Annotated in this window: 17 protein-coding genes; 2 read left to right on the top strand and 15 right to left on the bottom strand. The window is 48.7% G+C overall.

Annotation, left to right across the window (positions count from 1 at the left end; all coding sequences use genetic code 11):
• Positions 1-162: 162 nt before the first annotated feature.
• Together JOD01_RS17745 and JOD01_RS17740 are read right to left on the bottom strand one after the other, a co-directional pair.
• Positions 163-396: a hypothetical protein gene (locus tag JOD01_RS17745; protein WP_204519629.1), complete on the bottom strand. Its 234-nt coding sequence runs from the start codon at positions 394-396 to the stop codon at positions 163-165.
• A 162-nt stretch (positions 397-558) separates the two neighbouring features.
• Complete coding sequence (locus JOD01_RS17740) at positions 559-1203, bottom strand: stage II sporulation protein M (protein WP_204519628.1); 645 nt, start codon at positions 1201-1203, stop codon at positions 559-561.
• A gap of 121 nt (positions 1204-1324) precedes the next feature.
• Here JOD01_RS17740 and pdaB point away from each other — a divergent pair, with 121 nt between their 5' ends.
• The gene (gene pdaB, locus JOD01_RS17735; RefSeq protein ID WP_204519627.1) at positions 1325-2095 is read left to right on the top strand and encodes a polysaccharide deacetylase family sporulation protein PdaB; all 771 of its coding nucleotides are present in this window, start codon (positions 1325-1327) and stop codon (positions 2093-2095) included.
• A 21-nt stretch (positions 2096-2116) separates the two neighbouring features.
• Here pdaB and JOD01_RS17730 read toward each other — a convergent pair whose 3' ends face one another.
• Positions 2117-2707, bottom strand: coding sequence for a KinB-signaling pathway activation protein (locus JOD01_RS17730; protein ID WP_204519626.1), 591 nt, complete (start codon positions 2705-2707; stop codon positions 2117-2119).
• A gap of 124 nt (positions 2708-2831) precedes the next feature.
• Between JOD01_RS17730 and gerD the strand changes: the two genes are divergently transcribed.
• Positions 2832-3503 carry a spore germination lipoprotein GerD gene (gene gerD / locus JOD01_RS17725; RefSeq protein ID WP_204519625.1) on the top strand — a complete coding sequence of 224 codons (672 nt, stop codon included), beginning with the start codon at positions 2832-2834 and terminating at the stop codon, positions 3501-3503.
• 33 nt (positions 3504-3536) lie between these two features.
• Here gerD and JOD01_RS17720 read toward each other — a convergent pair whose 3' ends face one another.
• The 12 genes from JOD01_RS17720 to rpsK form a co-directional block, all read right to left on the bottom strand.
• Entirely contained in the window at positions 3537-4640 is a 1104-nt protein-coding gene (locus JOD01_RS17720; RefSeq protein ID WP_204519624.1) for an Mrp/NBP35 family ATP-binding protein, read from the bottom strand.
• A 103-nt stretch (positions 4641-4743) separates the two neighbouring features.
• Positions 4744-5460, bottom strand: a complete 717-nt coding sequence (cwlD, locus tag JOD01_RS17715) for an N-acetylmuramoyl-L-alanine amidase CwlD (protein WP_204519623.1) — start codon at positions 5458-5460, stop codon at positions 4744-4746.
• 113 nt (positions 5461-5573) lie between these two features.
• Positions 5574-6104 (bottom strand): hemerythrin domain-containing protein, encoded by a 531-nt coding sequence (locus JOD01_RS17710; protein ID WP_204519622.1) that lies wholly within the window; start codon positions 6102-6104, stop codon positions 5574-5576.
• Positions 6105-6248: 144 nt separating this feature from the next.
• Positions 6249-6641 (bottom strand): 30S ribosomal protein S9, encoded by a 393-nt coding sequence (rpsI, locus tag JOD01_RS17705; RefSeq protein WP_204519621.1) that lies wholly within the window; start codon positions 6639-6641, stop codon positions 6249-6251.
• 23 nt (positions 6642-6664) lie between these two features.
• The gene (rplM, locus tag JOD01_RS17700) at positions 6665-7102 is read right to left on the bottom strand and encodes a 50S ribosomal protein L13 (RefSeq protein ID WP_204519620.1); all 438 of its coding nucleotides are present in this window, start codon (positions 7100-7102) and stop codon (positions 6665-6667) included.
• Between the two features lie 256 nt (positions 7103-7358).
• Positions 7359-8096, bottom strand: coding sequence for a tRNA pseudouridine(38-40) synthase TruA (truA, locus tag JOD01_RS17695; RefSeq protein WP_204519619.1), 738 nt, complete (start codon positions 8094-8096; stop codon positions 7359-7361).
• Entirely contained in the window at positions 8093-8896 is an 804-nt protein-coding gene (locus JOD01_RS17690; RefSeq protein ID WP_204519618.1) for an energy-coupling factor transporter transmembrane component T family protein, read from the bottom strand. The genes truA and JOD01_RS17690 overlap by 4 nt, the downstream gene beginning before the upstream one ends.
• A gap of 39 nt (positions 8897-8935) precedes the next feature.
• A complete protein-coding gene (locus tag JOD01_RS17685; RefSeq protein ID WP_204519617.1) occupies positions 8936-9820 on the bottom strand; it encodes an energy-coupling factor transporter ATPase in 885 nt (294 codons plus the stop codon).
• Complete coding sequence (locus tag JOD01_RS17680) at positions 9796-10647, bottom strand: energy-coupling factor transporter ATPase (protein ID WP_204519632.1); 852 nt, start codon at positions 10645-10647, stop codon at positions 9796-9798. The genes JOD01_RS17685 and JOD01_RS17680 overlap by 25 nt, the downstream gene beginning before the upstream one ends.
• Before the next feature lie 139 nt (positions 10648-10786).
• Positions 10787-11146: a 50S ribosomal protein L17 gene (gene rplQ, locus JOD01_RS17675; protein ID WP_204519616.1), complete on the bottom strand. Its 360-nt coding sequence runs from the start codon at positions 11144-11146 to the stop codon at positions 10787-10789.
• 66 nt (positions 11147-11212) lie between these two features.
• Complete coding sequence (locus tag JOD01_RS17670; RefSeq protein WP_204519615.1) at positions 11213-12157, bottom strand: DNA-directed RNA polymerase subunit alpha; 945 nt, start codon at positions 12155-12157, stop codon at positions 11213-11215.
• A 155-nt stretch (positions 12158-12312) separates the two neighbouring features.
• Positions 12313-12711 (bottom strand): 30S ribosomal protein S11, encoded by a 399-nt coding sequence (rpsK, locus tag JOD01_RS17665; RefSeq protein ID WP_204519614.1) that lies wholly within the window; start codon positions 12709-12711, stop codon positions 12313-12315.
• Positions 12712-12723 lie beyond the last annotated feature (12 nt).

The following is a 12723-nucleotide window of genomic DNA, read 5'->3' as shown; positions in this document are numbered from 1 at the left end:
AAGTTAAGTGTTGATCTTTGGTTCAAAAAGAAATTGCTTGGCTTGTGATTTGATCACTTCAAACGTTTCGCTGTTCAGTTTTCAAAGAACATCTTTTAAAGACAAGAATTAATCTATCACGAACCAAAAATTAAGTCAATAGTTTTGTTGAATTAAATTTTTTCATGTTAAGTGCTCTTCTTCCAATTTGCGTTTTCTTACATACTTGGACAATTCTTTGGGATGTGCAATCCTAGCATACATCTTAAACAGGACGGAATACCGGTCTTCCATTGCCCGCTTCACCAAATAATCAATCCGTTTATCACTGAAGTCCAGCAGCATCTCCTCCAGTTCTCGTTTAAGCAGATACTCAAGCTCTTGGCATTCTTTCGTATTAAACAGGAAACCTAGCACGTGTTAATCATCCTCCGCCTGCAACGAGTTTACATTTATGATTGCCCAGCAAAAATAGGTGTATTCAGATTTAGCATTATTAAATTTATTAGATAAAATTCAACAAAATTAAAAACCCTCTTAGGTAGAGGGTTTTTCCGTCTGGCCGCTGTTACTTGTTACTCACTCTGTCAAGCCAATACGCCCGCCTACAACCGATTGGATCAGCAGCGGAGTGATGGCACTCTCAACAATAGCGGCAACAAACAAAACCACAATAACGCTGATTGCCGCTACAGGAAACTGTTTCACGAGTTGCCGCCAATCCTCTTTTATTTCTCCTCGCGCTCCCGCGTTCCATAAGCCTTTGATGGAACGCAGCACGGTCGCTCCGTAGCGAATGCCGATACCCGCCGAGAAAACAACTGCCGGCAGCTCAAAAATGCCATGGGGCAATATCCCGACCGCAAAGACAAGCAACGGGTTGCCGCCGGCCGCAGCCAGCTGTCCGAAAATAAACCCAAGCAAAACTCCGTTAGACAACAAGCCGAAAATCGGAAAGATGGCAAAGACCAAACCGAAAATCATCATTGTCAAGGAACTGAACACGTTGTTTTTAAAGATCGCCCAAAACGTAACGGCCGTGCTTCCGCCACTTTCCTGTATGCGGTCGGCAATCTCCTGGATTTGCGAAAGCATATTTTTGGCGATCTGCTCAACCTGACCCATTTGCAGAAACCCAAAGAAGGCTCCGCCGATCAAAAGCAATCCGGCTATGTAAAAATACCCTTTGTTATCAGTCCATAACTGACGCAGTTGGTAACGCATGCGACACGCTCCTTTTCCATACTAACTCATCATATGTGCCCGAATGTCTTTCTATACGCCGACAAAACGCATATCCTTGTCTACCCCGCATATAATTTTACGGGAAAAAGGAGGGCAAGCGATGAAACGGATGTATGTTGTCAGTACCAAAGCATTAAAACAGTTGTTGATCGTCTTGATCGCATTGGTTCTCGCTGTTGGCATTACCTATGCGGAACGGGATACCATAGCAGTATTTACCAATGGAAGCAAAGCCAAACCACCGCAAGCCGTTTACAAGGTGGATACGAAAGAAAAGAAAATCGCCTTAACCTTTGACATTAGCTGGGGAGAAACCCGCGCCGTTCCGATCCTTGACATCCTGAAGCAAAAGCAAGTGCAAAATGTAACCTTTTTTCTTTCATCCCCCTGGAGCCAGCGTCATCCTGAAATCGTCAAGCGAATTGCCGAAGACGGTTTTGAAATCGGTTCGCACGGTCATAAACATGAAAATTACAGCAAATACCCCGAAGAGGAAATCCGCACACAGATCGGCACAGCTCATACGATTCTAACCGAGATGACGGGCAAAAAGCCAAATCTGTTACGCTTGCCGAACGGCGACTTTGACAAACGAGTCCTTCAAATCGCAACTGATATGGGGTATACCGTAATCCAATGGGATACGGACTCCAAAGACTGGACCAATCCCGGTGTTGACCAAATCGTCCAAAACGTCGTCAGCAAAGCGCATCCCGGCGATATCGTCTTGATGCATGCCAGCGATTCCTGCACGCAAACCCACCTTGCCTTGCCGGTCATCATTGACAAGCTTCGCGCCGAAGGCTATCAGTTCGTCACCGTTTCGCAACTGTTGTCCGGTTCGGAAGTGAACAGCCAGGAAGTAGACTGATTTTTTGCGAAAAGCTGACCCTTACGACGCAGGGTCAGCTTTTACCAGTCGCTGAAGATGCAGCACTTGCCAAATATTGCAAAAGAGCAAAGGGACGGCCATAAAAATGGCGGAGTAGGCATTTTCCCGAAGAGCCGGAATCCATTCAATCGTTGTTCCGACAAACAGAAAGAAAACGGTTGGCACCCAAGCCGTCGGATTGGTCAATCTCACCTTCGCATAAGCTGCGATCACGGAGACGAGCAAGAGCACACTCGGTTCAACGAAGTACGGCCAAAGGGAATCCCCCTGAACGCCTAGACTATAGCGCAAATAAACAAAATCAAAAAACGTGAACAAAATTAGCAAAATTTGAATGTTCCGCCATAAACCGCGGCTTTTAAAAACCGATTGTGCCAAATAATTCAGCATCATATAGGCAAAGAAACCCATTTGGGTCAGGACACTAATGGATAAACCAAAGAGAAGATTCATGAAAGTAGCGATCAAAAAGTTTCCCACTCCACCATCGAACAGATCGGCACGTCCAACGATAAAGCCTGCCAAAATCCCACCAATCCCGCCGACAAGTAAAGTGGTTCCGAACAACCAACCATATTTCCGCAAATTCATTGGAAATTCCCTCCCATCCACATCGATACTGATTGTACCAACCCTTGCAAGAAAATACTAGCGTAAGAACCGGACAAATTGCGCATTTTATGTTTCAGGTAAGCCAAAGGAGGGCGTTCAGGAAATGAACAAGCGGTTGTCGCCATGGTTGGTTCCCCTTATCTGTTTGCTTCTGACTGGTTGCGGCGGCAACAGACCGCAAATAACTCAGGCGCAGCCGGATTACAAAAGTGTGAAGACCATGGTTCTTGATATTCTGCAGACTGAAGAAGCAAAGAGCACTGTCTCCCAAATGATGAAGGATGAAAATTTCAAACAGCGTGTGATCATGGATGATCCGACCGTAAAAAACACAATGATCCAAACGATTACCAATCCTGACAATCCGCACATCAAACAATTGTTCCAAGACCCGAAGTTTACCAGCAGTGTGGCAAAAACGCTGAAAAACGAGAACAAACAATTGATGAAGGACTTGATGAAAGACCCCGAGTACCAAAAATCAATGATGGCCATTATGAAAGATCCGGAATTTGAACGCGGCCTGCTTGACCTGATGAAAAGTTCTACTTACCGCAAGGCACAGATGGAGATCATGAAGGAATCTTTGCAAAGCCCGCTCTTTCAGCAAGAATTGCTTAAGTTGATGACAAAAGCCGCGGAACAGATGTCCACCACAAACATGATGACGCAAGGACAAAAAGGCGGTGGAGGTCAGGGCGGCGGCCAAGGCGGTGGCGGCCAAGGCGGTGGCGGCGACAAAAGCGGCGGCGGCCAAGGCGGAAGCGGAACCTAAAAAAAACCCGGCACATTTGCGCCGGGCTTTTGTTTATTTACTCACGGTTGATTCGCATTTTGCGATGACGCGTTCGGCCAATTCCCGATAAATTTGTCCGATCGGCGATTGCTCCTTGTATACCGAGGGAGAATAATCCGGTTCCGCCGGATGGTTGTCCGGTTGACCAAGCGGCACTTGTGCCAACAGCTCTGTGGCCAATTGCTCCGCCAATTTGGCTCCGCCGCCGCGGCCAAATACATACTCTTTGCTGCCATCCTTCGCTTCATACCAAGACATATTCTCGACGACGCCAAGCAGCTCATGACCAGTTCGTATGGCCATGGCACCCGCTCTGGCCGCAACGAAGGCGGCCGTCGCATGCGGGGTGGTCACCACAATCTCTTTGCTCTGCGGAATCATTGTATGTACATCCAGAGCCATATCCCCCGTACCTGGCGGAAGGTCGAGAATCATGTAGTCGAGGTCCTCGCCCCAGTGTACTTCCGAAAAGAAGTTGCGCAGCATTTTGCCCAACATCGGGCCACGCCAAATAATCGGTGAATTGTCCTCTACGAAGAAACCCATCGACATGACTTTTACTCCAAACTGCTCGATTGGCAAAATGACTTCGCCAATTACTGTCGGCCGCTGCTCAATGTTCATCATATCCGGTACGCTAAACCCGTAAATGTCGGCATCAATAATCCCCACTTTTTTCCCCAAGCGTGCCAACGCCACAGCCAAATTGACCGTCACCGTTGATTTGCCTACGCCACCTTTTCCCGAGGTTATGGCAATAAACCGGGTGGGGGATTCTTTGCTCAAGATGGGATTAAGCGGTTGCATTTGACCGGTTGCAGCTTTTGCGGCCTGACCGCCTCGCAACTGTGCGCTCAGTGCAGCACGCTCTTCATCGGTCATGGAGCCCATTCGCAGTTCGACTTCTTTCGCTCCCAGCTTTTTCAACGCCTCCGTAACATCCTGCTCAATTTTCGCGCGCAGGGGACAACCGGAGATGGTTAAAACAACCAACAGACTGACCTTATCCCCAACGATCTCAATGTCCCGGATCATGTTCAGTTCCACAAGGCTGCGATTAATTTCCGGGTCCTTCACATCGCGCAGCACTTCCAGCACTCGCTCCTTGGTAATCATCGTGCCACCTCTATTCATTATGGATTCCCAATTCTAAACCGTTCGCGCGTTCATTATAGCATATACAGAAAAGAAGGGCACGAATCAAGGCGAAAGCAAAAGCTTAGGGAGTGACATTGACCTTCTCGCCTGCATAGTGACGCAAAATTCCTTGGTAAATCGCATTGGCCATCGCCTTTTGATAATCGGTTGATTCCAGCAATCGCGCTTCTTCCTCGTTGGAGAGGAAGCCTACCTCGACAAGCACTGCCGGGCTTTTCACTTCCCGAATCAAATAGACGTCATCGGTTTTTTTCGGAAGCCGATTCGTATTTTCCAGGACCCGCTTGATCTCGTCCTGAATCAAGTAAGCCAATTCGCCGCTTTCTTTGTAAGCAGGATAGTAAAAGGTTTGCGCTCCTGACCACTTGCTGGAAGGCAAAGCATTGAGATGAACACTGATCAGAAAATCCGGTTGGTTTTCGTTAACCAATTTGACGCGATTGCGGATATCCTCAGATTTGCGTTTGCGCAGCCGGTCGGCTTCCGGTGAAGCCAAATCCTTGTCTTCCTCGCGCGTCATAATGACATGGGCACCAGATTGTTGCAAAAAATCGCGCAAGTATAGACTGATGGCCAACGATATATCTTTTTCGATAACTTTGCCATCTTGGCTGACCGCTCCCCCGTCCTTGCCGCCATGTCCCGCATCAATCGCGATAACCGTTCCGGCCAGTGGCAGCGACCATGTTGACCAGGAAGTATAGTCAGGCGACTTATACGTAAAAATCACAACGAGCAAGAAAAAAGCGAGCACCCACCCTACTACTTTTCGTGTCACCCTAACAACCCCTTTGTCCCATCTTTCACTCCATCTTATGGGCGGATGGGACAAATTATGACGGAGCTTTTATCCGGGATTTTCACGTTCGGTTCAAAACGGAGCGGTTCCAGTCAAGCGTGATGTGCATGGGCCACCTGATCAGCGATTTCCTGACATTCCGCAGGGGTCAACACCAAACTGACCAGCGGAAAGAAATAGTGGTCCTCTTTTTCAATATGTTTTTTTAACAAGTACGCCAGAAGGTTCATTTTTTGTTGCAAAACTTCAGCAAACCGCTCTGAGTCGCTCTCCTGCATCAAGTCTTCAGCATCCCGATAGTTTTTGCGAATGATGTCATGCTCCTGAATAAGTTTAAAGACAGGCCCAACCTCTGTCGTTGCAAAATAACGGCCCAATTTGGGCAAAATAAATTGTTCCTCGTAGAGAAAGTGCTGTTCCAGTTCCTGTTGAATGATCTGGAGAGCTTCACGGTAAAGCGCACGATTATTTTCAGCACGCACGCGATCCATCCATTGGTCCAACTCCGCATGTTCCTCAATAAACGTATGCAGCTCCGGCGCAACGACGGACATGACTTTCTTCAACTCTTCCGCTTTCTCTTTCGGATTTGCTTGAATGGTTTCATCTTTCCAGTTGCTCATCTTTCTTGCACTCTCCTTTCTTGTACGATAACCAGTCTACCCTATATCCGACCGTTCGCCTGTGAGCATTGTCACATCGCCAAAACAAAAACCCCCTTGCCTGTAAAACAGACAAGAGGGTTTGGGCCTGGGCCGTATCCAAAATTAACGTTTGGAGAATTGTGGCGCGCGACGAGCAGCTTTGAGACCGTATTTTTTACGTTCTTTCATGCGTGGGTCGCGAGTCAGGAAGCCAGCGCGTTTCAAAGCGCCGCGCAGTTCCGGATCGGCTTTCAACAAAGCGCGAGCTACGCCATGACGGATTGCGCCAGCTTGGCCGGAGATTCCGCCACCCGCTACGTTAACCAACACATCATAACGTCCGAGTGTTTCAGTCAAAACAAGCGGTTGTTTCACAATCAGTTTCAATGTTTCCAAACCAAAATAGTTATCCATATCACGTTTGTTGATCAAAATACGACCTTCGCCTGGTACCAAGCGAACACGTGCTACGGAATGTTTACGACGACCTGTACCGTAGTATTGTACTTGTGCCACGAGATTTTTCCTCCCTTGCTATATTAGCCGCGAATTTGCCAAACTTCTGGTTTTTGCGCTGCGTGCGGATGTTCAGAACCAGCGTATACTTTCAATTTAGTAAACATTTGACGTCCCAAGCTGTTTTTCGGCAACATGCCTTTTACAGCAATTTCAAACAAACGATCTGGACGTTTGTTCAACATATCACCGGCGGTAGTCTTTTTCAAACCACCTGGATAGAGGGAGTGAGTGTAGTAGATTTTATCGGTCAATTTTTTACCGGTCAATTTGATTTTGTCAGCATTGATCACAATTACAAAATCGCCAGTATCTACGTGTGGAGTATATTCTGGTTTCAGTTTCCCGCGAAGAATGGAAGCTACTTCGCTTGCCAGGCGGCCAAGAGTTTGACCTTCCGCGTCTACGATGTACCATTTGCGCTCAACTTGGAGCGGTTTCGCCATATATGTGGTACGCATGTTTGTCCCTCCTAAATATATTGCCGTTAAAAACGGAGTCCCGTTCTTTTCATTTCAGGATAAAGTGCAACGGTAAGCAACTTCTCCAGCTGTATCATTTTTTTCGTTCGTTTTTCAATCCCGGGGCTAGAGTGGGGCTAGCGGGGTATGAAAATACCAAGGTTCATCTTACTATACAAGAAGTTTTGAGTCAAGTGGGCAGCAAAGATTGACTGGAGAAAATGATGGAGAAAAAGCTGTTTTTACCTCTCATTCCCTAGTCATACTCAACCTGCCACATCGTCAAGCCTCTGGCAGGAGCTGTTTTCCCGGCAAGCTCACGATTTTTCGCTTCCAAAATTTGCTTGATCTCACGGGGAGCTCGCTTGCCTTGCCCAACTTCCACCAAAGTTCCTACAATGATGCGAACCATATTGTACAAAAAGCCGTTTCCCCTGCAGATGACCCAGACAAAATCGTTCTGCCGTTCTACCCGCACGTCATAAAGCTCTCGAACCTTGTCCTCGACAAACGTTTTGGCAGAACAAAATGAAGTGAAGTCATGCTCGCCGATCAAACAGCCGGCCGCCTGCTGCATCGCTTCAATATCGAGCGGATAGCGGATATGATCGGCATAACGGTGATAAAACAGGTCAGGAACCGGACCATTGTCAATGCAGTAACGATATTCCTTTACCTTTACATCAAACCTGGCGTGAAAGCCCGCCGGCGCCTCTTCAACGTCTTTGACGATTATCGAAGAGGGCAGCTGGTTGTTCAAAATAAGCCGCCATTTTTCAAGAGGAATCGAACTGGCGGTGTCAAAGTGAATCACCTGGCCTTGGGCGTGGACACCCGCATCCGTGCGTCCTGAGCCAACGATTTGGATCGTCTCTCCCGTAATCCGCTGCAAAGCCGCTTCGATCTCTCCCTGAATCGTCACCTGCTCCGGTTGCACTTGAAACCCGCTATAATCGGTCCCATCATAGGCCACAATGCATTTTAAACGTCTCATCGTCTCACCCATCCAATCACGGCAAACAAAATCAGCGCAATGCCAAATGCCAACAAGTCCCTCCATGTAAAGCGCAATTGCCGCAATTTGGTTCTGCCTTCTCCGCCACGATAACCTCTTGCTTCCATCGCCAGCGCCAGCTCCTCCGCCCGGCGAAAAGCGCTGACGAACAAAGGAACGACAATCGCAACGAGATTTCGCAACCGTTTCCACAAACCGCCCGTCTCAAAGTCAATGCCTCGCGATGCTTGGGCCTTGATAATCTTGTCCGTCTCATCGAGCAGCGTCGGGATGAAGCGCAACGCGATCGTCAGCATCAAGGCAATCTCATGGACGGGGACGCCCACCCTGCTCAATGGATGGAGCAACCGTTCCAAGCCATCGGCCAATTCCAGCGGGGAAGTGGTCAATGTCAGCAAGGAACTGAACAAGGCTAACAAAGCCAGCCGTACGGAAATAAAAACAGCTTGCCGTACTCCTTCCGCTTCCACCGTAAGCCACCCCCACGCCAGATAGACCGTGCCTCCTTTTGTCATGAGCACATGCAGCAGAAAGGTTAATGCCAGCAAAAACCACACCGGCTTCAGACCGCGTAAAATATAGCGGTAGGAGATCGATGACCCTTTCATGATGAGGAGTGTAAACAGGGCAAGGATTGCGTAAGAAAGTCCATCATTCGCCATGAATACCAGGACAGCAAAAATAAGTACATATAAGAGCTTGCAGCGCGGATCGAGCCGATGAATAAAGGAATGGCCCGGTACATACTGACCGATTGGAAAATTTTGAAGCAAGTTCATGAGCCTGCCTCCTTCCCCCTGACTCCCTGGTTGAACGGGCTACTCCGGTATAATGACAGCCCGAGTCTGGCGCAATCGGTGGAGCAAATAGTCCTGCAGCTCCTCTTCCCGAAAAAGTGTCACAGGTATTTGCTGTTCACCCGGCAGACTTGCATTGATCTGTTGGATCAATTCGACGGTTTGCGGTACGGCCAAAGCATGATGGCGCAATAGTTCCTCCTCGGCAAATACCTCAGCCGGCGTCCCTTGCAGCACAACCTTCCCTTCGGCCATCACCAGCAAAAAGTCGGCGTATCGCGACGCCTCTTCCATACTGTGGGTCACCAGGAAGGTAGTCAGTTTCCGCTCTCGATGAATCCGATAGATCGCCTCCAAAATCTCTTTGCGACCAGCGGGGTCCAACCCTGCGGTGGGTTCATCAAGAACCAGCACTTTGGATTGCATCGCCAAAACGCCGGCAAGCGCTACCCGGCGCATTTGTCCGCCGCTCAAATGAAACGGTGAACGATCTTTCAATTCATCATAAGACAGACCGACTGTCTCCAGCGCCTCTTTGGCCCGCAGCAGCGCTGCTTCTTCAGACAAACCGAGGTTGCGGGGACCAAAGGCCACATCTTTTGCGACCGTCTCTTCAAACAGTTGGTGCTCCGGATACTGAAAAACGAGACCAACGTTTGAGCGAAATTCAGCCGGCAAGCGGCTGGACGGTTCAATTTGCCAATCGCCCACCTGAATCCGACCGCGCGTTGGCTTCAACAACCCGTTCAGATGCTGGACCAGCGTTGACTTTCCCGATCCGGTCTGCCCGATGATTCCGACAAACGCTTCATCGGGAATGGCGAAACTCACAGCGGAGAGCGCCTCTTTCTCAAACGGTGTCCCCGCACCATAAATATGCGTTACCTGTTCAAAAATAATCGGCATAGTTCTTCAACCAGCTCCTTCTGGTGAAGTAAAGGCGGAATCGGCACGCCGTTTGCGGATAGATAGTGCTGAATGCGAACGGCTAACGGCACATCCAATCCGGTTTCCTGCAGACGGGTGACATCGGCGAAGACGTTTCGCGGCGTTCCTTGCATAAAAATCTTCCCTTGTCGCATCACCACTACCCGGTCGGCGTCCACCGCCTCTTCAGGAAAATGGCTGATATTGATGACCGTGATGCCTGCTTCCCGATTCAGCCTGCGGACGAGCTCCATGATTTCCTTTCGTCCTTGCGGGTCCAACATTGCTGTCGCTTCATCGAGAATCAACACGCGCGGACGCATGGCGATAATGCCGGCGATCGCGGTACGCTGTTTTTGTCCGCCGGAGAGCTTATGCGGTTGTCGCTGTGCGTAGGCGGCCATGCCCACCGCTTTCAGTGCCGCGTCAATCCTCTCTCTCATTTCCGCTGGCGGCACGCCTATATTTTCCAGACCAAACGCCACATCATCTTCCACCGTTGAACCAACGATCTGATTATCGGGATTTTGAAAGACAAGCCCAACCATTTGCCTGATTTTCCACACTTCTTGCGTGGCACCTGTCTTCCAGGGACCAACCCTTACTTCACCTTCGGCGGGAAGCAGCAGTGCATTCATCAATTTGGCAAGCGTCGATTTGCCGGAACCGTTATGTCCAATAATCGTCACAAACTCGCCTTCCGCGATCGTCAAATTGAGATTTTGCAAAACCGGCAGTTTTTCGCCAAACTCGTCCGTATAATAGAACGACACATTTTCAAACTGGATTAACGGGGCACTCTCCATGTTCATGCTCCCTTCCCTGTACAGCAGGTTCCTTCCACTTGTCGCAACGATGTTCAGACAAAAGAAAAAAGGGCATGAATCAGAATCTGGTCGAAAAAACCAGATTCTGCCCTCACCCTTTTATGACTACCACGCACTATTAAACTAATTCCAGATACGCCATTGGTGCAGCGTCGCCACGGCGAGGACCAACTTTCAGGATACGAGTGTATCCACCATTACGCTCTGCATAACGTGGTGCGATGTCATCAAACAGCTTTTGAACGGCGTCGCGTCCTTCTGCTGTAGCTACTTCTTTGCGTACGAAAGCTGCCACTTGGCGACGAGCATGCAAGTCACCGCGTTTTGCCAACGTAATCATTTTTTCGGCAATCGAACGCACTTCTTTCGCCTTCATTTCAGTCGTTTCAATGCGCTCGTTAATGATCAGGTCAGTAACCAAATCACGGAACAATGCTTTTCGAGCGGCACTTCTACGCCCCAATTTACGGTATGCCATGTTCTTACCTCCCTCTTACTGGCGTGTTTACGTCGAGTCTAATTTCGCTGTAAGCCAGCCTCTTCCCTAATCGTCATTTCGCAAGGAAAGACCCAATTCTTGCAGTTTTTCCTGTACTTCTTCCAAGGATTTTCGTCCCAGGTTACGCACTTTCATCATATCTTCTTCCGACTTTTGGGTCAGCTCTTGAACAGTATTGATTCCAGCACGTTTCAAGCAGTTGTAAGAACGAACAGAAAGGTCAAGCTCTTCGATGGTCATCTCAAGCACTTTCTCTTTCTTGTCCTCTTCTTTTTCCACCATGATTTCTGCATCCTTCGCCTGATCGGTCAGACCGACAAACAGGTTCAAATGCTCCGTCATGATTTTCGCGCCCAGACTGACAGCTTCTTCCGGACTGATGCTGCCGTTTGTCCAAACCTCAAGCGTTAACTTGTCATAGTTGGTCATTTGTCCAACACGAGTGTTTTCCACTTGATAGTTGACGCGCTTAATCGGCGTATAGATCGAATCAATCGGAATCACACCAATCGGTTGATCCTCCGACTTGTTTCCATCCGCCTGAACATATCCACGACCACGTCCAGCTGTCATACGAATGTGCAGACGACCGCCGTTTGCTAGGGTGGCAATATGAAGATCAGGGTTTAAGATCTCCACATCACTGTCAGCACGAATATCTCCAGCTTTGACTACACCTTCGCCTTCAGCATCAATCTCGATGATTTTTTCTTCATCGGAATGAATTTTCAGAGCTAGGCCTTTGATATTAAGGATAATCTCCGTAACATCTTCCACAACGCCTTCTACTGTGGAGAATTCATGCAGAACACCGTCGATTTGAACAGAAGTTACTGCAGCACCAGGCAGTGAGGAGAGCAGAATTCGTCTCAGCGAGTTGCCAAGCGTCGTGCCGTAACCACGCTCAAGCGGCTCAACAACGAACTTTCCGTACAGGTTGTCGTCGGTAACTTCCACAACCTCGATTCTCGGTTTTTCTATTTCTATCATTAAACAAACCCTCCTTCAAAACGTCGAAATTCTTGGGTGGGCGTAAGAGCCCACTCAGGAATTTCCTTCGGCGGTTTACCGTATGCGTGCATGACAAGCTAAAAAAGCAGAATTTACCATTCTAGTATGGACATGTTCTGAACTTTATAAACGCATTACACGCGGCGACGTTTTGGTGGACGGCAGCCGTTGTGTGGGATTGGCGTAACATCTTTGATCATGTTAACTTCCAAACCGGCAGCTTGCAAAGAACGGATAGCGGCTTCACGGCCTGCCCCCGGTCCTTTCACAAGAACTTCACAAGAGCGCATTCCGTGTTCCATTGCAGTTTTTGCAGCGGTCTCAGCGGCCATTTGCGCAGCAAACGGAGTGCTTTTACGGGAACCCTTAAATCCGAGGGCACCAGCACTGGACCAAGAGATTGCGTTGCCGTGCGGATCGGTGATAGTAACAATCGTGTTGTTGAACGTAGAACGGATATGAGCTACGCCCACTTCAACGTTTTTCCGATCGCGACGACGTGTACGAGTGGCAGCTTGTTTTCTTTTAGCCATGTCAGATTACCC

Source organism: Brevibacillus fulvus, assembly GCF_016908525.1.
GTDB classification, from domain to species: Bacteria; Bacillota; Bacilli; order Brevibacillales; family Brevibacillaceae; genus Brevibacillus_G; species Brevibacillus_G fulvus.
The sequence above is the reverse complement of the archived record's forward strand: the minus strand, read 5'-3'. Positions and strand labels throughout refer to the sequence as shown.